Here is a 23,189-nt window from a genome sequence, read left to right on the forward strand (position 1 = left end):
GCGATCGTCCGCCGGTTCACGAGCCCACCGCCTGGATGCCGCCGATTTTCCACGCGTCGCCGTCTCGCGCGAAGTCCACGGCCAAGCGCGCCTGTTTCGCCGAAGGCGCGCCGTCGCCGGTGCTCACGCGGACGTTCAGGACCGCGATCAGCCGGGCGGTTCCTGCCGAGGGGTTCAGGTCGGTGACGGCGGCCTGCACCAGGGAAGCCGTCGACACGGTTTTGGTGCGTTTGGCGCGGTCGATCTGCAGTTGCCGGTCGCCGGAGAGGTCCTTGCCGTACTGCCCGGTCGTCGCGGCGATCCAGCGGTCCACGTCGACCGCGCTCGTTCGGTAGTCGATCGTGTTGAGCGTGACCAGTTCCGTGCTCGCGGCGGCCAGCACGGCGTCGCGCGCGCGGCCGCGGGCGAGGCTGTCGTCCTGCGCCGCGCTCCACCACGACCAGCCGAACCACGCGGCGGCCAGCACCGCGACGACGGCCAGCGCGGTCAGCACCCGTCCGTTCCGGAAGGTGTCCTCAGCCATCACGAACCGCCCAGCAACGCCCCGAGCCCGCCCTTCAACGGCGCGGTCAGCTGGCCCAGCAGACCCGGCAGCTGCTGCTGCGAACCCTGGTCCGAAGGCGCGGAAGCCTTGGGCGCGGCCGGAATCGCGGGCGGCTTCCCGGCGTACGGCGCGTTCTGCGCACCCCGCACCTCAGTCGGGCTGCCCGGCGGCTCCGCGCAGTAGGCGTTCATGTTGACCGGCGCTTCGCTCGTGTCGTTGGCCGGACGCTGTTTCGTGCCCTCGTACCCCTTCGTGCACGAATGCGGATCGAAGAAGTTGAACACCACGCCAAGGTGCCCGGTGCCGTCCGGCGAGGTCGACGGCGAGAACGCCGAGATCACCGGGTACGCCACCAGCAGCTCCTCGATCGCGTCCTTCCGCATCGACGTAACCTGCGCGGTGGTGAGCGAGTTCGCGAACAGCACCCCGAGGTCGGTCCCGGACGTCGCGAGCACGTCGCTGATCTGCCGGCTCAGCTGAGGAGCCTCGTCGATCACCTTGCGCACCGCCGGATCCGACGACTTCAGCTGCCCGGCGATCGTCTTCAATCCGGACGCGAACGCCGTGATGTTCTGCGCCTGCCGCTCCTGTGTGGCGAAAACCGTGCGCGAATTCGCCAGCAACCCCTGCGTGTCCGGCACGTACTGGGCAGCCGTCGCGGTGAGCGAACTGGTGCTGTCCAACAGTTTCTGCAGCTGCGGGCCGGAACCGGCGAACGCGTCGTACGTCTCGTCCACCACGGTCTTCAGCGATTCCGGATGGACGCTCGCGACCAGTCCGTCGAGATGCGTCAGCACCGAATCCGGCGTCGCGGGCAGCGACGTGCGGTCCTGCGTGATCACCGCGCCGTCCTCCAGGTACGGCCCGGTCTCGCGGTCCGGCAGCAGGTCCACGAACTGCTCGCCCACCGCCGACCGGTTCGCGACCTGCGCGTGCAGCGCCGACGGGATGTCCGGGCCGCCGGAGTCGATGTCGAGCCGGACGTCGATGCCGTGCGGCGTGAGCGTCATCGCCCCGACCCGGCCGACCGTCACGCCGCGGTACGCGACCTCGGAGTTCACGAAAACCCCGCCGGAGTCGGGAAGCTGGAGCGTCACGTGATAGCCCCGGTTGCCGAAAATCCGGTCGAGACCGGCGTAGTGCCCGCCCGCGTACGCCACCGAAACGACGGCGATCGCGAAGAACACCAGCAGCTGGATCCGGACCTTGCGCGTGTTCATCAGCCGCCTCCCACCAGACCGCCGAGCAATCCGCCCAGCACCCCGCCGTAGCCTGGCTTCGCTCCGCCCGTGGCCGGGGTGTTCGGCAGCGGCAACGGCAGCTGCGGCATCCCTTGCCCGGCAACGGGCGGGGCGGCGCCGGACGTCGAGGGCGTCGGCAGCTGGAACGGCGGCTGCGACGAGTTCGTGAAGTTCTGCACGAGCTTGTCGAGATCGAGGTTGATCCGCGCGTCGACGTTCGCGTAGTCGCCCTTGATCACGTTGCCCGCGTAGTCCGGGAACGGGTAGGTCAGCAGGATCCGCAGCGCGTTCGGCAGGTCCTGGCCCGCCGCGCTGAGCTGGCGCAGCGTCGGCTCCAGCGCCTTGAGGTTCGCGACGAGCTGGTCGCGGCTGCGGTTGACCGTGTCCACCGCGACGCCGGACAGCTTGTTCAGCGCGTTCAGCATCCCCACCAGCTGGTCGCGCTGGTCGGCGACGATCTTCAGCCCGGGCGCGAGTTTGTCCAGCGCGGTGGCGAGGTTCTGCTTCTGCCCGACGAGCGTCGTGGACAGCTTGTCCAGCCCGTCGATCGCGCGCAGGATCTCGCCCTTGTGCCCGTCGAGCTGGGTGGCGAGTTCGTCCACCCGGGACAGCAGCGCGCGCATCTGCGGTTCGTTGCCCGACAGCGCGTCGTTGAGTTCGTGGCTGATGTTCTGCAACTGGTCGACGCCGCCGCCGTTGAGCAGCAACGACAACGCGCCCAGCACCTCTTCGATCTCCGGGTTGCGGTTCGTGCGCCCGAGCGGGATCTGCGCGCCGTCGGCGAGTTTGCCCGCGGGTTTCTCCGCGGTCGGCGCGCTCAGCTGCACGAACTTCTCGCCGAGCAGACTGGACTGGCGCAGTTCGGCGTGCGCGTTGGCGGGCAATTGGACGTCGCCGTTCACCGTCATCGACACGAGCGCGGACCGGGTGTCCGGGGTGAGCGCGATCCGGTCGATCCGGCCGACCGCGACGTCGTTCACCTTCACGTTCGCCTGCGGAACCAGGTCCAGCACGTCGGTGAACAACGCGGTGACGTGGTACGGGTGGTCGCCGACGTCCGGGCCGCCCGGCAACGGCGTCGAGTACAGCCCGTTGAACCCGCCGTCGCTGCACCCGGCCAGCACCAGCACCCCGGCGAGCACGCCCGCCAGCCGTTTCCGGAGGCGTTTCACTTGCCACCTCCGGGTTTTTGCGTCAGCACGTCCGACAACGGCAGCGGCAACGGCGGCAACTGGCCGTTCTGCAGGGAGTTCAGCGCCTGCGGGATGGACGGCAGCTTGAGCGTGCCGTCGAGCACCGGCGCGAGCTTCTTGCAGATGTTGCCGAGCGTGTCCGGCAGCGGCTTCGGCGTGCCCGCGCTGATCAGCCGGCACACCGTGAGGATCGGCGGGTTGGTGATCTCGTTCAGGTTGTCGCGCACCGCGATCGTGCCGGACGCCGCGTCGTAGGTGTTGATGAAGTTCGTCGCCCCGGTCGGCGCGATGTCGAGCACCTCGGCGAGCGCGGCGCGCTGGTCCACCAGCACCTTCGTCAGCGACGCCAGTTTGGCCACATTGGACGAAAGCCCGTTCTTGTTGTCCGCCACGAACTGTTTCACGTCCTGCAGCGACGTCGACAGCGATTCGAGCGCGGCGCCGACGTCGTGCGAATCGTCGGCGAGGAAGCCGCTGACGTCCGCGAGCCGCTGGTAGAACTCGTTCAGCTGACTGTCGCTTTGGGACAGTGCGGAGGTGAAGGAGTTCAGGTTCTTCACCGTGGAGAACAGGTCGTCCTTCGAATCGTCGAGCGTGCCGGCCAGTTCGGCGAGCCTGCTGACGGTCGAGTTCAGGTCCTTGCCGTTGCCCTTGAGGTTGGCCGCGGCCGTGTCCAGCAGATCGGAGAACGCGCCGTTTTTGTTGGCCCCGTTGGGTCCCAGCGCGGTGGACAGCTTGTCGAGGCTCGCGTAGAGGTCGTCCAGTTCGACCGGCGTCGCGGTTTTGTCGCGCGCCAGCACGGTTCCGCTCGCGAGCGTCGGGCCGCTGTCGTACGCCGGGGTCAGCTGGACGTACCGGTCGCTCACCAGGCTCGGCGACACGACGACCGCGCCGACGTCCTTCGGGATCGGGACGTCGTCGTTCACCTTCATGTCCACGCGCACCGCTTGGCCTTGCGGCGTCACCGCGGTGACCTCGCCGACCGCCACGCCCAGCACGCGCACGGACGATCCGGCGTACAGGCCGACGGTTTTCCCGAAGTACGCCGAGATTTTGGTGCCGCCGGTGTCGCGCAGCACCAGGTAGATGCCCGCGGTGAGCAAAAGCGCTGCCACACAAGCGAAGCCAAGCCAAGTAACGAGGCTCCGCCCGGCCTTAGTCTCGACAGTCATCGTCCACCCACCCCCTGGTCAGGCGCGGAGATCGGCGGCGTGCAGCCCTCCGGATTGATCGAGATCCCGCCCGCCGTGATCGTCGGCGGCAGCAGACCGCACAGGTACCCCTCGAACCAGCGCCCGTTGCCGGTCGCGTTCGCGCCGACCCGGGCGAACGGGGCCATCAGCTGCAAGCTCCGGTCGAGGTTGCCCTGGTTGCGCTGCAACACGTCGGTCACCTTCCCGAGCGCGGCGAGCGTCGGCCCGATCTGGGTGCGGTTGTCCGCGACCAGCCCGGACAGCTGCTTCGAGATTTCCTGCGTGCCCTTGAGCAGCGTGCTGATCTGCTCGCGGCGCTGCTGCAGTTCGCTGAGCAGGAGGTTGCCGTCGCTGATCACCTGCTGCAGCTGCGCGTTCCGGTCGGACAGCGTCTTCGAAATCTTGCTCGTGTTGGACAGCAGCGCGTGCAGATCGGCGTCGCGCGAGGACACCGTCTTCGACAACGCCGACAGCCCGGACAGCGTGTCCTTCAAGTACTTCGGACTGTCCTTGAGGGAATCCGACAGCGCGGTGAAGCTCTGCGCGAGCTGCTGCGTATCGATGTCGCCGACCGTGGTGGACAGCTGGTTGAACGCGTCCTGCAACTGGAACGGCGTCCGCGTGCGCTGCACCGGGATCGTGTCGCCGGGCTTCTGCGTGCCGCCGCCCTTCGTGTCCAGCGCGAGGTACTTCTCCCCCAGCAGCGTCTTGATCTCGATCGATGCCGTGGACGCGTCGCCGACCCGCACGCCCTTCACCCGGAACTTCACGAGCACCTGCTTGTGCCCCAGTTCCACCGACGTCACCTGCCCGACCTTGACGCCGGCCACCTGCACCTCGTTGTCCGGCGCGAGCCCGGCGGACTCGGCGAACGCCGCAGTGTAGGTGGTGCCGCTGCCGAACATCGGGATGCTGTCGGAAAAGTACGTCACGGCGGTCACCAGCACGATGAGCACGAGCGTGACCGCGCCGACGCTCGCCTGGTTCCGGTCCTTCAGTCGTTTCACGGGCCACACCTCGGCGCGCGTTCGGTGCCGGGGATCGGCACGATCGGCAGCGTCACGTCCAGCGAGGAAATGCCGATGGTGCCTTCGATCCCGCACAGGTAGTAGTTGAACCAGCTGCCGTAGCTCAGGGTCCGGGTGAACTTCTCCAGGTTCCCCGGCAGCACCTGCAGCAGATGCTCGACGAGCGGCTGCGCGTCGTTGAGGTTGTTCGCCAGCTTCCCGAGCTGGGTCACGTCCTGCTGCACGGCGGGACGGGCGTCGGCGAGCAGCCCCGCGGTCGCGTTGGTGAGGTCGCCGAGCGCGCCCACCGCGTCGCCGATCGGCTTGCGCTGCTGCGCCAGCCCGCTCACCAGCCGCTGCGTCTGGTCGACGAGGTCGCCCAGCTGCGGGCCGCGCGCGTTGACCGTGCTGAGCACCTGGTTGAGGTTGTCGATGACCTGCCCGATCACCTTGTCCTTGCCCGCGATCGACGTCGTGATCGACGCGGTGTGCGACAGCAGGCTGGTGATCGTGCCGCCCTCGCCCTGGAACACCTGCACGATCTCCGCGGAAAGCTGGTTGACCTCCTTCGGGTCCAGCGCCTTGAACAGCGGTTTGAACCCGTTGAACAGCACGGTCAGGTTCAGCGCCGGCTTCGTGCGCTCCGGCGGGATGGTGTCGCCGGGAGACAGCGTGTCGCCGCCGCTGACGTCGGTGCCGAGCGAGAGGTAGCGCTGGCCGACGAGGTTGCGGTACTTGATGGTCGCGGTCGCGAGCGAGGGCAGCTTGTAGGCCGATTCGACGAGGAACCGCACCTCGGCGTAGTTCTGCTCGCCCTGGTCGACCCCGATCGTCTCGACCTGGCCGACCTTCACGCCGGAGATCCGCACGTCGTCGCCTGCTTGCAGGCCGGACGCGTCGGTGAACTTCGCGACGTAGGAGGCGGTATTGCCGAAGTTCGTGTTCGCGATCGTGGTGGCCAGGATCCCGGTGAGCAGCACGGTGACCACGGCGAAAATGCCGATCTTGATCAGCGCGGGAACGAACGACCTCATTTCAGCTCCACCTCCGCGCCCCGGTACAGCGGCCCGACCAGCAGTGCCGACCAGCCCGGCACGTTTTCCGGCGCGGTGTTCAGCGTCGGCGAGGCGAGCAGGTCGAGCAGCTTCTGCTCGTCGGCCGACCCGACGATGCTCGGCGCGCCGCCGGTCGACCCGGACCCGCCGGGCAGCGGGCCGTTCGTGAAGTCGCTGGGCAGCGTCCCGTCCGGATCGTGCGGCGGCGCGGGCTTGCTGGCCCCGTCCTTCACCGCGCCGTCCGGCGGATACTGCGGCCAGCGCCCGGGTTTGGGCACCTGCGGATAGCAGCGCGGCCCGCGTTTGTCGTCGTACTTCGGCTCGTCGACGCCGGGCAGGTACTTGCCGCGGCTCGCCGAGAACTCGATCGTCACGCGGCTGACCTCCGGATGCGCGGTGCCCTTGCCGAACGCCAGCTCCGCGTTCGGCACCGTCCCGGCCAGCTGCTTGAGCAGGCACGGGTATTCCGGCGCGTACTTCGCGAGCACGTCGAGCGTGGGCTGCACGGCGGTGGTGAGGCGGATGATGTTGTCCTTGTTCACTTCCAGGAAGCGCGTCAGGTCGGTGGCGGTGCCGGCGACCGAGGAGTACAGGTCGGTCAGGCCGCGCTGTTTCTCCACGATGGTCTGCGTCGTCGTGGTGAGGTCCGCCAATGCCTGCAGCGCGTCCGGCGCGGCCTTGTCGTAGATGCCGGATACGTTGGCCAGCCCGGTGATGTCCGATTTGAGATCGGGCAGCGACGGGTTGAGCTTGCCGAGATAGTCCGACAGCTGGGTCAGCGTCTCGCCGAGCTTCTTGCCGCGTCCGTCCAGCGCGGTGGACACGGCGTTGAGCGTGCTGGACAGCTTTTCCGGCTGCACCGCCTGCAACAGCGGCATGACGTGGTTGAGCACCTGCTCCAGTTCGATCGCGGTGCTGCTGCGGTCCTGCGGGATGACGTCGCCCGCCTTGATCGGCCGCTGCGGCCGCTCGGGCAACTGGAGCGCGACGTACCGTTCGCCGAACAGGGTTTTCGGCAGCAGCCGCGCCGAAACGTTCGACGGGATCACGTCGGTCTTGTCCGGCTGCAGCGCCAGTTCGAGCTCCGCGTGGTCGCCGACCGGCCGCACGTCGCGGATCTCGCCGACCAGCATGCCGCGCACCTTCACGTCGCCGCCGACGCGCAGCTGGCTGCCGACGTGGTCGGTCTCCAGCTTCACCATCGTGACCGGCGTGAACACCTTGCGGTACGCGGCGATCGTCGTGGTGAAGAACAACGCCGCCACGACCAGGAACACCAGCCCCAGCAGCTGGTACTGGAGCCGTTTGCGCAACTCTCGACGGGTGCTCATCCGGATATCCGCACTGTCGTGTTCGCGCCCCAGATCGCGAGGCTCAGGAAGAAGTCCAGCACCGAGATCAGCACGATCGACGTCCGCACCGCGCGGCCCACCGCGATGCCCACCCCGGCCGGCCCGCCGGACGCGGTATAGCCGTAGTAGCAATGGGAAAGGATCACCAGCACGCTGAACACGATCACCTTGGCGAAGGACCACAGCACGTCCTCCGGCGGGAGGAACAGCGTGAAGTAATGGTCGTACGTGCCCGCGGACTGGCCGTAGAGCCAGATGGTGATCTGCCGCGACGCGAGATACGAGGACAGCAGGCCCACCGCGTACAGCGGGATCACCGCGGTCACCCCGGCGAGCACGCGCGTGGTGACCAGGTACGGCATGCTCGGCACCGCCATCACTTCGAGCGCGTCGATCTCCTCGGAGATCCGCATCGCGCCGAGCTGGGCGGTGAACCCGCAGCCGACGGTGGCCGACAGCGCGAGCCCGGCCGACAGCGGAGCGACCTCGCGGGTGTTGAAGTAGGCGGAAATGAACCCGGTGAGCGCGGCGGTGCCGAGCTGGTTCAGCGCCGAATACCCCTGCAGGCCCACGATCAGGCCGGTGAACAGCGTCATGCCGATCATCACGCCGAGCGTCCCGCCGATCACCGCGAGCCCGCCGGTGCCGAAGCAGACCTCGGTGAGCAGCCGGGTGGTTTCGCGGCCGTAGCGGCGGATCGTGCGCGGCGACCAGGCGAGCGCCCGGCCGTAGAACGACAGCTGTTTCCCGAGTCCTTCGAGGCTCGCGCCGGGGCGCGCGATGATCTCCAGCGTCCGGTCGGACGCGCGCGTCTGCTCGATCGGTTCGGCCGTCATGTCACAACGCCTTCGGGGGCACGACTTTGAGGTACACGGCGGTCAGCACGACGTTGATCAGGAACAGCAGCAGGAAAGTGATCACCACCGCCTGGTTCACCGCGTCGCCGACGCCCTTCGGCCCGCCCGCCGGGTTCAGCCCGCGGAACGCGGCGACCACGCCCGCGACGAAGCCGTACAGGAACGCCTTGATCTCGCTGATCCAGAGGTCCGGCACCTGCGCGAGGGCGTTGAAGCTGGCCAGGTACGCGCCGGGCGTGCCGCCTTGCAGGACCACGTTGAAGAAGTAGCCGCCGAGCACGCCGACCACGCTGACCAGGCCGTTGAGCAGCACCGACACCACGATCGCGGCGAGCACCCTCGGCACCACGATGCGCTGCACCGGGTTGACGCCGAGCACTTCCATCGCGTCGATCTCTTCCCGGATCTTGCGCGCGCCGATGTCCGCGCAGACCGCGCTGCCGCCCGCTCCGGCCACCAGCAGCGCGGTGATCAGCGGGCTCGCCTGCTGCACGATGGCGAGCGCGCTGGCCGCGCCGGTGAAGGACTGCGCGCCGATCTGCGTGGTCAGCGATCCGAGCTGCAGCGCGATGACCGCGCCGAAGGGGATCGCGACCAGCGCCGTCGGAAGAATGGTCACGCTCGCGAAGAACCAGCACTGCTGGATCCACTCGCGGAACTGGAACGGGCGCTTGAAGATCGCCCGCAGGACCTCCCAGGACAGCGTGGCGAGCCTGCCGACCTGGGTCAGCGCCGCGGTGCCCGGGAGAGTGACCGAGCCGCTTCCGCCCACCGCACCTCCCAGTAGTCACCCCCGAGTCTTGCCCATCCCCGCCCGCCGATTTCGGTTAGCGGTGTTCACTCCCGTCCCTTCAGCCCCCGGCGGTCACCCTAGGCGCACCAGCACCCGACCTGCTCACAATTTCAGCGCGTGCGTGGCGGTGGCCCCGCCGTCGGCGACGAACTCGCCGCCGGTGCAGTACGAACTCTCGTCGCTGCCGAGGAACACCAGCAGCGGCGCGATCTCGTCGGCGCGGCCCACCCGGCCGAGCGCGACCTTCTTGCCCACCCAGGACACGTCCACGTCCGCGCCCGCCGCGTCGGACACCATCTTTGTGTCGATCATGCCCGGGTGCACCGAGTTGACCCGGATCCCGCGCGCGCCCAGTTCCAGCGCGGCGACCTTGGTCATCCCGCGGATCGCGAACTTGGTCGCGGTGTAGGCGACGAGGAACGGCATCCCGGCCAGACCCTCCACAGAGGACACGTTGACGATGGAGCCGCCCCCGGCCCCGGCCATGGGTTCAACGACCGAGCGCATGCCGAGAAACGCCCCGATCTGGTTGATCCGCACGACGCGTTCGTATTCGGCGAGCGGCGTCTTCGCGAGCTCCGAAAAGTACAGCACCCCGGCGTTGTTGACCAGCACCGTCGGCGGCCCGAACTCGGTCACCGTGGTCTCGACCGCGGCGGTCCAGCCGTCCTCGTCGCTCACGTCGAGATGGCAGAACACCGCCGCTTCGCCGAGTTCCGCGGCGAGCGCTTCGCCTTCGTCGTCGAGGACGTCGGCGATCACCACCTTCGCGCCCTGCGCGACGAACGCTCGCGCGGCGGCGGCGCCCTGTCCGCGGGCCGCGCCGGTGATGAGGGCGACCTTGCCGGACAGCCGGTGCTCAGTCATGCGTCCTCCGGGTTCAGGGCAGCGAAAGCAGATCGGTCGCGGCGAACATCCGCTCCGGGTCGCGGCCGGCGAAGTGCCCGCCGACCTTTTCGGCGAGTTCTGCGGTGGTCCAGGCGCCGTTCGCGGTGTCGAACCGCTCCTCCACCGACGGCGGTTTCAGCAAGGCGACCATGCCGCCGTGCACGACGAAGACCTGCCCGTTGATCGCGTCCGCCTCCGGCGAGGCGAGGAATGCGACAAACGGAGCAACGTGCTCTACCGACAACGGATCGAGCCCGTCCTCGGGTGCTTCGCCGAAGACATCCGCGGTCATCGCGGTGCGGGCGCGCGGACAGATCGTGTTGGCGCGCACGCCGTATTTCGCGAGCCCGCGCGCCGCGGACATGGTGAGCGCCGCGATCCCGGCCTTGGCCGCCGAGTAGTTGGGCTGGCCGGGCGAACCGACCAGGAACGCCTCGGACGCGGTGTTCACGAGCCTGCCGTACACCGGCTGACCCTCCATTTTGGAGCGATCGCGCCAGTACGCGGCGGCGTTGCGGGACAGCAGGAAATGCCCGCGCAGATGCACCGCGATGACCTTGTCCCAGTCCTCGTCGGACATCGAGAACAGCATCCGGTCGCGAAGCACGCCCGCGTTGTTCACGACGATGTCGAGGCTGCCGAAGTGGTCGACCGCGGCGGACAGCAGTTCCTTCGCGGTTTCGGCCGCCGAGACGTCCCCGGCCACCGCGAGCGCTTTGCCGCCCTGCTTTTCGATCTCGGCGACGACGTCTTTCGCCTCGCCGATGTCGTTGACCACGACGGACGCGCCTTCACGGGCCAGCGCGAGCGCCTCGGCCCGGCCGAGCCCCGCTCCGGCCCCGGTGACGACAGCGACCTTGCCTTCGAGCGTCATCGAACCGCCCCAGCCCGGTCGCCGTGCGTGTTCCCTGCGGTCGGTTCCACCCGCGAGCCTCCTCGTCGAAGCCTGCCTGACGCAGCACAGACTAGAATCTGTTCTCGTATTGAGCAAGCCCCGATTAACCGGTCGTGAACAGGGCATTCTTCGGGCAGTTCGTCACCGCTTGCGAAACACGTTCTACTTCTTCCTCCGGAACCGGTCCGATCACCAGGTTCTCGTCGTCGTCGAGATCGAACACCTCCGGCGCGAACCCGACGCAGACCGCGTTCGCCTCGCAGAGCGACCGGTCGACACTGACCTCCATGCTTCCTCCCGTCCGCCACTCCTGGTACAACTAGAACAGGTTCTAGCTTACCGCCGGGGCCCGGTACGACACCACAACGAGACCGGCGGGGTGGAGGTGACGGGTGCGGATCGACTACACGCCGCAGCAGCGGGCATTGGCCGCCGAGCTGCGGGAGTACTTCGCCGAACTGATGACCCCGGCGCGGCGGGAAAGCCTCGCCGCGCCCGGCGGCGAGTACGGCGACGGCTTGGCGTACAAGGAAATCGTGCGGCAGCTCGGCAAGGACGGGTGGCTTGCGCTCGGCTGGCCGCGCGAGTACGGCGGCCAGGACCGCAGCATGCTCGACCAGCTGATCTTCACCGACGAGGCGGCGGTCGCCGGGGTGCCGGTGCCCTTCCTGACGGTGAACACGATCGGCCCCACGATCATGCGGTTCGGCACGCCGGACCAGAAGGCGTTCTACCTGCCGAAGATCGCCGCCGGCGAACTGCATTTCGCGATCGGCTACTCCGAACCGGGCGCGGGCACGGACCTCGCGTCGCTGCGCACGCGGGCGACCCGCGACGGCGACGAGTACGTGGTCAACGGGCAGAAAATGTGGACCAGCCTGATCGAGTACGCCGACTACGTGTGGCTCGCCGCGCGCACCGATCCGGAGGCGCGCAAGCACAAGGGCCTGTCCATCCTGATCGTGCCGACCTCCGCGCCGGGGTTCTCCTGGACGAAGGTGCACACCGTCGCCGGCCCGGGCACCAGCGCGACCTACTACGACGACATCCGCGTGCCGGTCACGTCGCGGGTCGCCGAGGAGAACGCGGGCTGGCCGCTGATCACCAACCAGCTCAACCACGAACGCGTCGCGCTGACCTCGGCCGCGCCGGTGCGGAAAGCGCTGGCCGACGTCGTGGAATGGGCGCGCGCGGAGTCGCTGACCGACCGCGAATGGGTCCGGACGCATCTCGCGCGCGTGCACGCTTACGCGGAGTATTTGAAGCTGCGGAACTGGAAAATCGCCTGGGCCGCCGCGGCCAGCGAGCTCGGCCCGGCGGAGGCGTCGGCGACCAAGGTGTACGGCACCGAGATGGCGATCGAGGCGTACCGGCTGCTGATGGAGGTGGTCGGCGCGGCCGCCGTGGTGCGCGACGGCTCCCCCGGCGCGGTGCTCGCGGGACGGCTGGAACGGCTGCACCGCTCGGCGTTGATCCTCACTTTCGGCGGCGGCACCAACGAGGTGCAGCGCGACATCGTCGCCGCCACCGCCCTCGGCCAGCCCGTGACCCGTTAATAACCCGACCAAAAGTAGGCCGACCCCCCGCACGGCACGTAACCGTTGCCACGAAAGCCATTCGGCCGTGGCTGTGGTCGGGTTATTAACAGTCTGCACAGTAAGGAGTTCTCACGGTGGACTTCTCTCTCACCGAAGCACAAACCGACCTCGCCGCACTGACCCGGCGCATTCTCGCCGACCAGGTCACCGCGGAATCGCTGGGCCCGCACGGATCCGGCGGTTTCGAGGCTCCACTGTGGACTACCCTGGCCCGCTCCGGCGTCCTCGACGCGGCCCTGCCCGCGACGGTGGGCGGCGGCGGTTTCGGCTTGCTGGAACAGTGTTCAGTCCTGATCGAGATCGGCCGCGCGGTCGCTCCGGTCCCCTATCTGTCGTCCGTCGTCCAGGCTGGCTCGGTGCTCACCGATCCATTGCTGGCTGAGCGCTGGCTGCTGCCGGTTTCGCGCGGTAAAGCCGTGCTCGCGGTCGCTTTGGGCGGTTCGTTCGTCGCTTCAGACGGACGCCTCACCGGTACGCAGACCGCGGTCCCCTTCGCAGCCTTCGCAGACGCCTTACTCGTCGAAGCCAACGACGGCGTGTACATCGTCGAGAAGGACGCTGTCGGGGTCTCGATCGAAGCGCAGTCCACCACGGACCACGCCGACGCGGCTTTGGTGACGCTGTCCGACACCCCCGGGATCGCTCTCGGTGACGTCGGCGAGCAACTGCGCCTTCGCGGCACTCTCGGCGCTTGCGCGCAGCAGTTGGGCGTCTTGGAACGCGCGCTCGAACTGACAGCTGCGTACACGCGTGAGCGCAAGCAGTTCGACAAGGTGCTGGGCAGCTTCCAAGCCGTCCGACATCGTCTCGCCGACGCGTACATCGACGTCGAAGCCGTACGGCTGACGCTGTGGCAGGCAGCCTGGAAACTCTCCGAAGGCCTCCCCGCCGCCGCTGACGTGGCCACCGCGAAGTTCTGGGCTGCCGAAGCCGGACACCGCGTCGCGCATACCGCAGTGCACCTGCACGGCGGCGTCGGCATCGACGTCGAGCACCCCGTGCATCGCTACTTCGCCGCCGCGAAGCGCCTGGAGTTCACCAGCGGCGGCGCAACAGAGCAACTGCTGGGTCTCGGCGAACTGGTGGTCAGTCCACCGGCGTGATGTGCCGCAGCCGACGCGGTCCGGTATCCGGCCGCGTCGGCGGTGCGCCCACCACCAACCGCGCGTTGGCGACAAACGCCCCGTCCGGCGACGCGAGGATCGGGTCCAACGCCAACGACCGCACCTCCGGGTTGTCCTCCGCGAGCGCCGCGACGCGCAACACCATGTCCTGCAACGCCGCGAGGTCCGCAGGCTCGTCCCCGCGATACCCGGTCAACAAGGGCGACGTACGCGGCTCGCGGATCAGCGTCGCCGCGTCAACGTCCGTCAACGGCACAGCCCGGTACGCACGGTCTCCGAGCAGCGTGCTGACCAATCCCGACAGCCCGAACGAAACCAGCGTGCCGAACGACGGGTCGTCCTGCAGCCCAATGGCGCACGACAGCCCCTTCGGTGCCATCTGTTGCACGTACACGTCTTCGTCGCCAGACACCGCACACAGGTCTCGGTACGCGACACGTACGGACTCTTCGGACATCAGGTCAAGCCGTACGCCAGCGAAGTCCGGCCGCCCGCGCAATCGCTCGTCAACGGCTTTCAGCGTGACCGGATACCCCAGCTCCGCCGCCGCGGCCACTGCCTTGGTTTCGCTGGCCGCCACCCGGAACGGCACCACGTCCACGCCGTAACAGCTGAGCAGCCGCACCACGTCGTCGTCGGAGAGCAGCGTCGAACTGCCGTCCTCCGGCAGCAACTCGCGCACGATCTCCTGCGCCTGCTCCACGTGCAGACCGCTAGGCCGCACCAACGTTCCCTGCGGCCGCTGCCGCCACGCGGCGTACCGCACGACGCGCGCCAACGCGTTCACCGCACGCTCCGGACTCGAGTACGACGGAATCGACCCACGCGTCGGCACCCCGTCATCCGAAAGCACCGCCAACTCGTGCGGCACGCCTTCCGCGGCGAGGAACGTCGAGACGATCGGCTTCGACTGCTTCACCTCCGACACCGCTTCGCGCAACGCTCGTGCGTACGCAGCCCCAGGAATCGCCACCGGCGGCGCGAACACCGCGATCAAGGCGTCGGTATCCGGCGAATCCAACGCCTCCCGCACCGCCGTCGCGAACTCGTCCGGCCCAGCCTGCGGCCCGATGTCCACCGGATCGAACGCGAGCCGCAACCCCTCCGCACGGGCGGTGTCGGCGGCCAGCAACCCGATCGCACTGGAGTTCCCGACAATCCCGATCCGCGGCCCCGCCGGCAACGGCTGATGCGCGAACACGAGCGCCGTGTCGAACAGCTGTGCCAACGACTCGACCCGTACGACGCCAGCCTGCTCGAACAACGCCTGCACACTGGCCTCGTCGACCTCCGCCGACGTCGCCGCGAGCTGCGGCCGCACCGCATGCCGCCCCGACTTCACCGCGACGATCGGCTTCGACCGCGCCAACCGGCGCGCCAGCCGCGCGAACTTGCGCGGGTTGCCGAACGATTCCAGATACAGCAACACCAGGTCGGTTTCCGGATCGGTTTCCCAGTACTGCAGCAAGTCGTTGCCGGACACATCCGCCCGGTTGCCCGCCGACACGAACGTCGACAACCCCAGCCCACGCGACCCCGCGTCGGCCAGAATCGCCGTCCCCAACGCCCCCGACTGGCAGAAGAACCCGGTCCGCCCCCGCTTCGGCAACCGCGGCGCAAGGGTCGCATTGAGCCGCACGTCCTTCGCGGTATTCAGCACGCCCAGCGCATTCGGCCCGACCACGCGCATCCCGTGCGCCCGAGCCTCGCCGACCAGCCGCAACTCCGCGTGCAACCCCAGCGGCCCCGACTCCGCGAACCCGCCGGACACGATCACGAGCGTCTTGACGCCCTTGGCCAAACAAGCGTCCAGCACGGACTCGACGGCCTCCGCCGGAACCGCCACCAACGCCAGATCCACCGGATCCGGAATGTCCAGCACCGACGGATACGCCCGCACCCCGCGCACCGACCGATGCTCCGGATTGACCGGATACACCGCCCCCGCGAAGTCGGCCGCGAGCATGTTCGCGAACGCGACATGCCCGACCTTGGTGGGATCGGCGGACGCCCCGATCACCGCCACCGTGTTCGGATGAAGCAGATTGTGCACACTCCGCGCCTCGGCCGCCTGCTCCCTAGACCGCGCGACCGCGAGCGACTCCTCCGTCGGATCGATGTCGAACTCGAGATGCAGCACGCCTTCCTCGATCGCACGGCTGACCTGGTAACCCGCGTCGCGGAACACGCGCACCATCGCCGCGTTCTCGCTCAACACCTCGGCGACAAACCGCCGCAACCCGCACTCCGATGCCGCGGCGGCGAGATGCTCCAGCAGAATCGACCCGAGCCCGCGCCCCTGATGCTTGTCGTCGACAACGAACGCGACCTCCGCCGAAGGCCCGTGATCGAGCCGCTCGTAACGCCCCACCGCGACCACGTCGTCCCCGAGCAAGGCCACAAACGCGACCCGATCGTGGTGGTCCACAGTGGAAAACCGTTCCAGGTCCCGCGGCGGGATGCGAGGATAAGCACCGAAATACCGGAAATACCGGGTGCGGTCGGAGAGCCTGCTGTGCAGGGCCACGAGCCCGTCGGCGTCGCTCGGCACTACGGGTCGCAAGTGGACAGTGCCACCGTCGGAGAGGACTACGTCGGCTTCCCAATCGCGGGGGTAATCGTAGGGATCACGCTTCCCATCCGCGGCGGGGCTTTGTGTCTCTCCAGACGGGCTGCTTCCGCCTGCCACGCCCGGTTTCGCTGGCTGTCCCGACGCGCTGCTCGCGCCCGGCCTCGCTGCCGCAGACTCTCCAGCTGCTGCCTTGCCTTCTGCCGCAACGGAATCAGGCCGTTCCGATGCCACGCCACCCGCAGCCGGGTCCGCGCCGGACTCGCCCCGGGCAGGTCCGCTTGGCGAGCCGCTGCCTCCGTGCCTGCCCTCCGCAGCCGATGCAGCCGCTCCGGTCGGCGTCCCGGCTGCACTGGTCCCGCCCGTCGCGTAACGAGCGGCGTGCCCGGAAGCGCCGCCGGAATTCGGGGCATCGGTTCCGCCGGGACCGCTCGTCGGGTGAGTGCCGGGAGCGGGGTCGCCCGGGCCGGGGTTGCCGGGGCCGGGGCGGCGAGGTTGGTCGGGCATGGTCAGTCCCTCGGATCGTCCGGGTCGAGGCCGTGCAGCGGGAAGATCGCGCGGCGGGTGTCGCGGATCGCGATGTCCACCGGGTCGTCCGCGTCGTCGCCCCACGGTTTGAAGGCGGTGTCCTTGCCGTCGGTCATCGCGGCGGGGAGGTCGGCGGCCGGGGCGGCGCGGCGGACCGTCGAGACCCAGCCGGGCGGCAGCGGCGTTTCCGGCGGGACGTCGCGGTCCAGCACGGTCGCCATCAGGTGCGTCCACGAGCGCGGCACGACGCGGATCAGCTGGTATCCCCCGCCGCCGACGGCGAGCCAGCGGCCGTTCGCGTAGCGTTCGGCCAGGTCGCGCAGCGTGGAGTAGATGGTGCGGTGGCCGTCGACCGACAGGGACATGTCGGCCATCGGGTCTTCCTCGTGCGAGTCCACCCCGCACTGGGTGACCAGCAGCTGCGGCTGAAACTCCTGCAGCACAGCCGGAACCACCGCGTCGAACGCCCGCAGCCACCCGGGGTCCTGCGTATGCGGCGGCAGCGGGACATTCACCGCGGTCCCCGCTGCCTTGCCCTTGCCGACCTCGGCGGAGTAGCCGGTGCCGGGCCAGAGCGTGAACGGGTGCTGGTGCATCGAAACGGTGAGGACGCGCGGGTCGTCGTAGAACGCGGCCTGGACGCCGTCGCCGTGGTGCACGTCGGTGTCGACGTACGCGATGCGGTCGAAGCCGTGGTCGAGCAGCCACGAGATCGCGATCGCGCAGTCGTTGTAAATGCAGAAACCGGACGCGTGATCGCGCATCGCATGGTGCAGCCCGCCCGCGATGTTGACCGCCCGCCGAACCTCGCCGTCGGCGATCTTGCGCGCGGCGAGCAGCGTCGAGCCGACGACCAGCGCGGTCGCGTCGTGCATGCCGGGGAACACGGGGTTGTCATCGGTGCCGAGCCCGTGCCCGACGTCCCACCCCACATCCGGCGCTTCCCGCACGGCGGCCAGGTACTCGGGCGCGTGCACGCGGAGCAGTTCCTCGTCGCCCGCGGCGGTGGGCACGAGCAGTTCGACGCCGTCGAGCACGCCCAGCTCAGTAGCGAGCCGCACGGTGAGGTCGAGCCGGACGGGGTTGAACGGATGCTGCCCGCCCAGGTCGTACTTCAGCAGCGACGGATCCCAGACAACTGCAGGCGACGACATGCTTCGCACTGTACTTCCCCGCCACGCCCCGAGCCGGGTTTCGCGGCGGGGCAGGACTCACCCGCGCGTCACGTGCCCGCTGCGTCCCAGCCAAGTTTCGCGGCGGGGCAGGTGTCAGCAGCCCGCCACTCCCCACCGCCGCCAGAGCAGGGTTTTGCAGCGCGCCACTCCCCCGCCGCCTCCCGAACCGGGTTTCGCGGCGGGGCAGGGCTCAGCCACGCGTCCAGACGACGCCGCGCGCTTCGTATTCGAGCATCTCCTCCAGCCCGGCCGCCGCGTCGGAGCCGAGTTCTCGTTTCACCAGCCACAGGGCCAGGTCCAGCCCGCTCGTGATGCCGCCCGAGGTGACTACGTCGCCGTCGTCGACCACGCGGGCTTTCTTGAGCACGCCGCCCTGCTGAACCAGCGTGTCGACCGCGCCGTGGTGCGTCGTGCACGGACGGCCGCGCACCAGTCCGGCCGCGCCGAGCAGCAGTGTGCCCGTACAGAGTGACGCGAGCGTCAGCCCTTTGCGCGGCGCGGCCGCGAGCGCGTCCGGCAGCACTTTGCGGTCGATCTCCGCCCAGATGCCCGGGCCTTTCCGCTTCCCGTAACCGCCGCCCGGCACGACGATGACGTCGGCGTCCTGCGGCGACCAGCCGCGCTCGACCTCGACCTTCGTCCCGTACGCCGCGCGCACGATGCCTGGCCCGTCCACGCGCACGTACGACACGTCCGTGCCGCGCTTCGCATGCATGCCCGCTGCGGAGAACACCTCGTACGGACCGGCGAAGTCCTGCTCCTCGACGCCGTCGAACAACACAACCTGGACCCGCAACGGTCGACGCTCGGCCGTTGCCCCGGTCGTCGCCGCAGCCTCGGCCGGCACCGCCATCGCTGCCGCTCCGGCTGCCGCCGACCCACGCAGGAATGTTCTCCGCTCCATGAACGCCGCCTCTCGCCTGGAAAAGCCTTCCGGACGAGAAGTCGGTGGACGGCGCGGAAAGTTCCGGCCGAGTTAGCCGCGTTCTGGACCGGTGGCCGCGGGACGCTCCGGATCGCGCGACCAGTGCGACCACGACCCCGCGTACAGCGCGGCTGGCTCCGGATGCCCGGCGACCTCCAGCGCGAGCACCACCGACGACGCCGTGACGCCCGAACCGCAGTAGGCGCCGACCGGGACCCCGTCGGCCAAGCCCAGCGACGCGAACCGCTCGGCAAGCTCGGACGGCGACTTCCAGCGCCCGTCCGCACCGGCGTGCTCCGACGACGGCGCGCTGACCGCACCGGGGATGTGCCCGGCACGCGGGTCGACGGGCTCGGTCTCGCCGGTGTAGCGGACGTGCGCCCGCGCGTCGAACAGCACGCCTTCGCGAGCGAGCGCCGCCGCGTCGTCCGCCGACAGGACCGGCATCGCGCCCGGCCGGACCTCGATGTCGCCCGGCTCCGGCGAAGGCACCTCGGTCGTCACTTCCCGCCCCTCGGCCAGCCACGCTGCGTAACCGCCGTCGAGTACCGCGACCTCCGGATGGCCGACCCAGCGCAGCAGCCACCAGGCGCGCGCGGCGACCGAACCGTCGGCGTCGTCGTAGACGACCACCGGACGCCCGGCCCGGACCCCGGCTTTCCGCAGCTCACGCTGCAGCACGGCCGGGTCCGGCAGCGGGTGGCGGCCGCCCTCGCCGGGCGGCGCGGCCAGCGCCGTGTCGAGGTCGGCGAACACCGCCCCGGGCACGTGTCCCTCCTGGTAGGACTCGGCTCCCGGCGGTCCGCCGAGCCGCCAGCGGACGTCCAGCACGACGGGACGGTCTCGGTCGGGGAACGCGGCGAGCTCAGCGGGCGAAATCAACGGTCGCATGCCCCCATCCTGCTGGTCCGGACGCGGTTCGCGCATCAGGGCAGGACTTTTCGCCGGGGCCGGGCCGTTACGCCGAGGCGGGCCGTCGCTGTCGGGGCCAACGACTACGATGAGCTACGCGGACGAAGGGGACAGCGTGAACGATCTCATCGACACCACCGAGATGTACCTGCGTACCATCTACGAGCTCGAAGAGGAAGGTGTCGTCCCGCTGCGGGCCCGGATCGCGGAGCGCCTGCAGCAGAGCGGGCCCACCGTGAGCCAGACCGTGGCCAGGATGGAGCGCGACGGGCTGGTCGTCGTCGCGGACGACCGGCACCTGCAGCTCACCGACCACGGCCACGACCTCGCCGTCGCGGTCATGCGCAAGCACCGGCTCGCCGAGCGCCTCCTCGTCGACGTCATCGGGCTCGAGTGGGAGCACGTGCACAACGAGGCGTGCCGCTGGGAGCACGTGATGAGCGAGGCCGTCGAGCGCAAGCTGGTGAAGCTGCTCGACCACCCGACCACGTCGCCGTACGGCAACCCGATCCCCGGCCTCGACAAGCTCGGCGACGGCGATCCCGCGCCGCGCGCCGAGGACGGCCTGGTGCGCCTCGACGAGTTCGCCCGCACCGGCGGCGGCGAGGTGGAGATCCGCCGCATCGCCGAGCACGTGCAGCTGGACGAGTCGCTGCTCACCGAGCTGCGGACGGTCGGGATCGTGCCCGGCGGCCTCGTCACGGTCGGCAAGGCCGTCGGCGGCAGCGTCACCGTCGAGGTCAAGGGCACCGAAACCACGGCTCAGGTGTCCACCGCGGCGCTGCACGCCGTGCTGGCGCTCGCCAAGTGACCCCGGCTGCCGACGCGGCGCGCGCGTTCCAGGAAGTCCACGGGCGGGCCCCGGCAGGCGTGTGGTCCGCGCCCGGCCGGGTGAACCTGATCGGCGAGCACACCGACTACAACGACGGTTTCGTGCTGCCCTTCGCCCTCCCGCACCGGCTGGCGGCGGCCGCGTCCCCGCGCGAGGACGGCAAGCTCCGGGTCGCCACCCTCGGCGACGACGGGCAGCTGCAGCACTCCGGGCCGCACGACATCGCCGCGCTCGAACCGGGTTCGGTCGACGGATGGGCCGCGTATCCCGCCGGGGTGGCGTGGGTGCTGCGCGACCAGGGCTACGCGGGCGGCGCCGACCTGGTCATCGCGGGCGACGTGCCGTCCGGGGCGGGGCTTTCCTCCTCTCACGCGCTGGAATGCGCGGTTTCGCTGGCCCTGCTGGGCGTGGCCGGGGTGGAACTCGAAGACGGCGGAGCGGGCACTCCCGCACGACCCGAGATCGCGCGCTGGGTGCAGCGGTCGGAAAACGACTACGTCGGCGCGCCCACCGGGCTGCTCGACCAGACGGCGTCGCTGTGCTGCGAGGAGTCGCGGGTCCTGTTCCTCGACGTCCGCTCGGGCGAGATGGAGCAGGTGCCGTTCCCGCTCGGCGAGGCCGGGCTCCGGGTGCTGATCATGGACACCCGCACCAAGCATTCCCACACCGACGGCGGCTACGGCGCACGGCGGAGCGGAACCGAGCGCGCGGCGGAACTGCTCGGCGTGAAGGCCCTGCGCGACGTCGCGCTCGACGGGCTCGACGAGGCCCTCGCGCAGCTTCCCGAGGAGCTGGTTCCGCTGGTGCGCCACGTGGTCACCGAGAATCAGCGGGTGCTCGACGTGGTCGCGTTGCTGCGCGAGAAGAAGCTCGCCGAGATCGGGCCGCACCTCGACGCCTCGCACGTGAGCATGCGCGACGACTACCGCATCTCGACGCCGGAACTGGACCTCGTGGTCGATTCGGCCCGCTCGGCCGGCGCGCTGGGCGCGCGGATGACCGGCGGCGGGTTCGGCGGCTCGGCGATCGCGCTGGTCCGCGACGAGGATCTGGACGGAGTGCGCACCGCGGTCGAAACCGCCTGCGAGCAGGCCGGGTTCCGCCGTCCGCGGATGTTCACGGCGGTGCCGTCGCGCGGCGCGGGCCGCGACGAAGCCTGATTTCCGGAGCAACCCCCGGAGGGTCCGTCGCGTCGCTCTGAGGGGAGACTGTGCCGCAGAGTCGCCACCCCTCAGCAGAAAGGCCTTGACGTGACGGACCAGCAAAGCCCCCTGAAGCTCATCGTGACGGGCGGCGCGGGGTACGTGGGCAGCGTGTGCGCCGCCCGCCTCATCGAAGCGGGTCACCAGGTCACCGTCGTGGACGACCTGTCGACCGGGCACGCGGACGCGGTGCACCCGCAGGCGCGCTTCGTCGAGGGCGACGCCGCCGAGGTCGCCGCGGACCTGCTCGGCGAAGGTTTCGACGGCGTGCTGCACTTCGCCGCGAAGTCGCTGGTGGGCGAGTCGATGGCCGACCCGGCGAAGTACTGGGAAGGCAACGTGGTGACGTCGCTGCGGCTGCTGGAGGCGATGAAGAAGCACGGCACGCCGCGCCTGGTGTTCTCCTCCACTGCGGCGACCTACGGCGAGCCCGACGTGTCGCCGATCCCGGAAACGGCCCCGACGCAGCCGACCAACACCTACGGCGCGTCGAAGCTCGCCATCGACCACGCGATCACCAGCTTCGCCCGCGCCCACGGCCTCGCCGCGGTCAGCCTGCGCTACTTCAACGTCGCCGGCGCGTACGGCGCGTTCGGCGAACGGCACACCACCGAAACCCATCTCATCCCTCTCGTCCTCCAGGTCGCGACCGGCGACCGCGAGCACATCTCCATCTACGGCGACGACTACCCGACGCCGGACAAAACGGCCGTCCGCGACTACATCCACGTGGTCGACCTCGCCGACGCCCACCTCCTCGCCCTGCGCCACGCCGTCGGCGGCGAGCACCGCATCTACAACCTCGGCAGCGGCACCGGGTTCTCGGTGCTGGAGGTCGTGGAAGCCTGCCGCCGGGTCACCGGGCACGCGATCCCCGCCGTGGTGGCCCCGCGCCGCGCCGGCGACCCGTCGGTGCTGGTCGCGTCGAGCGACAAGGCCAACGGCGAACTCGGGTGGACGCCCAAGCTGACGGACCTGGACGGGATCGTGTCGGACGCTTGGCAGTTCACTCAGTCGCGTCAGTCCTGACGGCGGTTTCCGGCCGCTGCGGGCCGGGTGTGCTTTTCGGTGCGGGGCGGGGATTCGGAGGGATCCCCGCCCCGGCATCGTTGCGGCGAGCATTGTTCGGGCACACCGACGCCGGACGCCGAAAGTCCACTTAGGACTCACCGGTGCCACGGCAACGGTGGGTGACGCGGACGGAATTCGGCTCGCCCGCTTCCATCACGGGCCGCAAGGTTCCGCACCGCGCGTAACGGGCCAGGCGGAATCCGCCGCGGGTGGCGGAGTTCGGATCCATGCGACC

General features: G+C 69.7%; 21 protein-coding genes. 5 read left to right on the forward strand and 16 right to left on the reverse strand.

The features are described 5' to 3' along the window. Positions 1–16: 16 nt before the first annotated feature. The 12 genes from EIZ45_RS39265 to EIZ45_RS39320 form a co-directional block, all read right to left on the reverse strand. On the reverse strand, positions 17–523 hold the full coding sequence (locus EIZ45_RS39265; protein ID WP_134668582.1) for a hypothetical protein: 507 nt from the start codon (positions 521–523) through the stop codon (positions 17–19). Next, positions 523–1,764, reverse strand: coding sequence for an MCE family protein (locus EIZ45_RS39270; protein WP_134668584.1), 1,242 nt, complete (start codon positions 1,762–1,764; stop codon positions 523–525). The genes EIZ45_RS39265 and EIZ45_RS39270 overlap by 1 nt, the downstream gene beginning before the upstream one ends. Further along, positions 1,764–2,957 carry an MCE family protein gene (locus EIZ45_RS39275; RefSeq protein WP_134668586.1) on the reverse strand — a complete coding sequence of 398 codons (1,194 nt, stop codon included), beginning with the start codon at positions 2,955–2,957 and terminating at the stop codon, positions 1,764–1,766. Before EIZ45_RS39275 ends, EIZ45_RS39270 begins: the two co-directional genes overlap by 1 nt. Continuing rightward, positions 2,954–4,150, reverse strand: coding sequence for an MCE family protein (locus EIZ45_RS39280; RefSeq protein WP_134668588.1), 1,197 nt, complete (start codon positions 4,148–4,150; stop codon positions 2,954–2,956). The genes EIZ45_RS39275 and EIZ45_RS39280 overlap by 4 nt, the downstream gene beginning before the upstream one ends. After that, positions 4,147–5,178, reverse strand: a complete 1,032-nt coding sequence (locus tag EIZ45_RS39285) for an MlaD family protein (RefSeq protein ID WP_167754205.1) — start codon at positions 5,176–5,178, stop codon at positions 4,147–4,149. Before EIZ45_RS39285 ends, EIZ45_RS39280 begins: the two co-directional genes overlap by 4 nt. Next, the gene (locus EIZ45_RS39290; protein WP_037809821.1) at positions 5,175–6,212 is read right to left on the reverse strand and encodes an MCE family protein; all 1,038 of its coding nucleotides are present in this window, start codon (positions 6,210–6,212) and stop codon (positions 5,175–5,177) included. Before EIZ45_RS39290 ends, EIZ45_RS39285 begins: the two co-directional genes overlap by 4 nt. Then, a complete protein-coding gene (locus EIZ45_RS39295) occupies positions 6,209–7,564 on the reverse strand; it encodes an MCE family protein (protein WP_043829090.1) in 1,356 nt (451 codons plus the stop codon). Before EIZ45_RS39295 ends, EIZ45_RS39290 begins: the two co-directional genes overlap by 4 nt. Then, positions 7,561–8,421 carry an ABC transporter permease gene (locus EIZ45_RS39300; RefSeq protein ID WP_009075203.1) on the reverse strand — a complete coding sequence of 287 codons (861 nt, stop codon included), beginning with the start codon at positions 8,419–8,421 and terminating at the stop codon, positions 7,561–7,563. The genes EIZ45_RS39295 and EIZ45_RS39300 overlap by 4 nt, the downstream gene beginning before the upstream one ends. A 1-nt stretch (position 8,422) precedes the next feature. Then, positions 8,423–9,214 (reverse strand): ABC transporter permease, encoded by a 792-nt coding sequence (locus EIZ45_RS39305; protein ID WP_037353718.1) that lies wholly within the window; start codon positions 9,212–9,214, stop codon positions 8,423–8,425. 123 nt (positions 9,215–9,337) lie between these two features. Beyond that, a complete protein-coding gene (locus EIZ45_RS39310; RefSeq protein WP_043829087.1) occupies positions 9,338–10,102 on the reverse strand; it encodes a glucose 1-dehydrogenase in 765 nt (254 codons plus the stop codon). 13 nt (positions 10,103–10,115) lie between these two features. Beyond that, complete coding sequence (locus EIZ45_RS39315; protein WP_037809817.1) at positions 10,116–10,997, reverse strand: 3-oxoacyl-ACP reductase; 882 nt, start codon at positions 10,995–10,997, stop codon at positions 10,116–10,118. 124 nt (positions 10,998–11,121) lie between these two features. Further along, on the reverse strand, positions 11,122–11,307 hold the full coding sequence (locus EIZ45_RS39320; protein WP_037809816.1) for a ferredoxin: 186 nt from the start codon (positions 11,305–11,307) through the stop codon (positions 11,122–11,124). Between the two features lie 103 nt (positions 11,308–11,410). On the opposite strand from EIZ45_RS39320, the gene EIZ45_RS39325 reads away from it, so the two are divergent. Together EIZ45_RS39325 and EIZ45_RS39330 are read left to right on the forward strand one after the other, a co-directional pair. After that, a complete protein-coding gene (locus EIZ45_RS39325) occupies positions 11,411–12,574 on the forward strand; it encodes an acyl-CoA dehydrogenase family protein (RefSeq protein WP_134668592.1) in 1,164 nt (387 codons plus the stop codon). A 116-nt stretch (positions 12,575–12,690) separates the two neighbouring features. Further along, complete coding sequence (locus EIZ45_RS39330; RefSeq protein ID WP_134668594.1) at positions 12,691–13,719, forward strand: acyl-CoA dehydrogenase family protein; 1,029 nt, start codon at positions 12,691–12,693, stop codon at positions 13,717–13,719. On the opposite strand, the gene EIZ45_RS39335 is transcribed toward EIZ45_RS39330, so the two are convergent. The 4 genes from EIZ45_RS39335 to EIZ45_RS39350 all read right to left on the reverse strand — a co-directional run bounded on the left by EIZ45_RS39335 (position 13,703) and on the right by EIZ45_RS39350 (position 19,828). Next, positions 13,703–16,429, reverse strand: a complete 2,727-nt coding sequence (locus EIZ45_RS39335) for a bifunctional GNAT family N-acetyltransferase/acetate--CoA ligase family protein (protein ID WP_134668596.1) — start codon at positions 16,427–16,429, stop codon at positions 13,703–13,705. The genes EIZ45_RS39330 and EIZ45_RS39335 overlap by 17 nt on opposite strands. Positions 16,430–16,818: 389 nt before the next feature. Continuing rightward, complete coding sequence (locus EIZ45_RS39340; RefSeq protein ID WP_037809812.1) at positions 16,819–17,991, reverse strand: acetoin utilization protein AcuC; 1,173 nt, start codon at positions 17,989–17,991, stop codon at positions 16,819–16,821. A 211-nt stretch (positions 17,992–18,202) separates the two neighbouring features. Beyond that, on the reverse strand, positions 18,203–18,916 hold the full coding sequence (locus tag EIZ45_RS39345) for a DJ-1/PfpI family protein (RefSeq protein ID WP_043829076.1): 714 nt from the start codon (positions 18,914–18,916) through the stop codon (positions 18,203–18,205). Between the two features lie 72 nt (positions 18,917–18,988). Continuing rightward, complete coding sequence (locus EIZ45_RS39350; RefSeq protein WP_134668598.1) at positions 18,989–19,828, reverse strand: sulfurtransferase; 840 nt, start codon at positions 19,826–19,828, stop codon at positions 18,989–18,991. A 109-nt stretch (positions 19,829–19,937) separates the two neighbouring features. Here EIZ45_RS39350 and EIZ45_RS39355 point away from each other — a divergent pair, with 109 nt between their 5' ends. From EIZ45_RS39355 to galE, 3 genes are all read left to right on the forward strand, one after another. After that, positions 19,938–20,660: a metal-dependent transcriptional regulator gene (locus EIZ45_RS39355; protein WP_078870312.1), complete on the forward strand. Its 723-nt coding sequence runs from the start codon at positions 19,938–19,940 to the stop codon at positions 20,658–20,660. Then, positions 20,657–21,841: a galactokinase gene (gene galK / locus EIZ45_RS39360; RefSeq protein WP_134668600.1), complete on the forward strand. Its 1,185-nt coding sequence runs from the start codon at positions 20,657–20,659 to the stop codon at positions 21,839–21,841. Before EIZ45_RS39355 ends, galK begins: the two co-directional genes overlap by 4 nt. Positions 21,842–21,931: 90 nt before the next feature. Beyond that, entirely contained in the window at positions 21,932–22,912 is a 981-nt protein-coding gene (galE, locus tag EIZ45_RS39365) for a UDP-glucose 4-epimerase GalE (RefSeq protein WP_134668602.1), read from the forward strand. Positions 22,913–23,189 lie beyond the last annotated feature (277 nt).

Origin of the sequence: Amycolatopsis sp. CFH S0740, assembly GCF_004522315.1 — a bacterium.
Classification (GTDB): Bacteria; Actinomycetota; Actinomycetes; order Mycobacteriales; family Pseudonocardiaceae; genus Amycolatopsis; species Amycolatopsis nivea.

What these genes read in the sequence shown, in the direction of transcription:
- EIZ45_RS39320 (WP_037809816.1), bottom strand. Translation starts at nt 11,307, where the DNA reads ATGGAGGTCAGTGTCGACCGGTCGCTCTGCGAGGCGAACGCGGTCTGC.
- EIZ45_RS39315 (WP_037809817.1), bottom strand. Translation starts at nt 10,997, where the DNA reads ATGACGCTCGAAGGCAAGGTCGCTGTCGTCACCGGGGCCGGAGCGGGG.
- EIZ45_RS39310 (WP_043829087.1), bottom strand. Translation starts at nt 10,102, where the DNA reads ATGACTGAGCACCGGCTGTCCGGCAAGGTCGCCCTCATCACCGGCGCG.
- EIZ45_RS39290 (WP_037809821.1), bottom strand. Translation starts at nt 6,212, where the DNA reads ATGAGGTCGTTCGTTCCCGCGCTGATCAAGATCGGCATTTTCGCCGTG.
- EIZ45_RS39340 (WP_037809812.1), bottom strand. Translation starts at nt 17,991, where the DNA reads ATGTCGTCGCCTGCAGTTGTCTGGGATCCGTCGCTGCTGAAGTACGAC.
- EIZ45_RS39295 (WP_043829090.1), bottom strand. Translation starts at nt 7,564, where the DNA reads ATGAGCACCCGTCGAGAGTTGCGCAAACGGCTCCAGTACCAGCTGCTG.
- EIZ45_RS39280 (WP_134668588.1), bottom strand. Translation starts at nt 4,150, where the DNA reads ATGACTGTCGAGACTAAGGCCGGGCGGAGCCTCGTTACTTGGCTTGGC.
- EIZ45_RS39355 (WP_078870312.1), top strand. Translation starts at nt 19,938, where the DNA reads ATGAGCTACGCGGACGAAGGGGACAGCGTGAACGATCTCATCGACACC.
- EIZ45_RS39300 (WP_009075203.1), bottom strand. Translation starts at nt 8,421, where the DNA reads ATGACGGCCGAACCGATCGAGCAGACGCGCGCGTCCGACCGGACGCTG.
- EIZ45_RS39265 (WP_134668582.1), bottom strand. Translation starts at nt 523, where the DNA reads ATGGCTGAGGACACCTTCCGGAACGGACGGGTGCTGACCGCGCTGGCC.
- EIZ45_RS39350 (WP_134668598.1), bottom strand. Translation starts at nt 19,828, where the DNA reads ATGCGACCGTTGATTTCGCCCGCTGAGCTCGCCGCGTTCCCCGACCGA.
- EIZ45_RS39270 (WP_134668584.1), bottom strand. Translation starts at nt 1,764, where the DNA reads ATGAACACGCGCAAGGTCCGGATCCAGCTGCTGGTGTTCTTCGCGATC.
- EIZ45_RS39345 (WP_043829076.1), bottom strand. Translation starts at nt 18,916, where the DNA reads ATGGAGCGGAGAACATTCCTGCGTGGGTCGGCGGCAGCCGGAGCGGCA.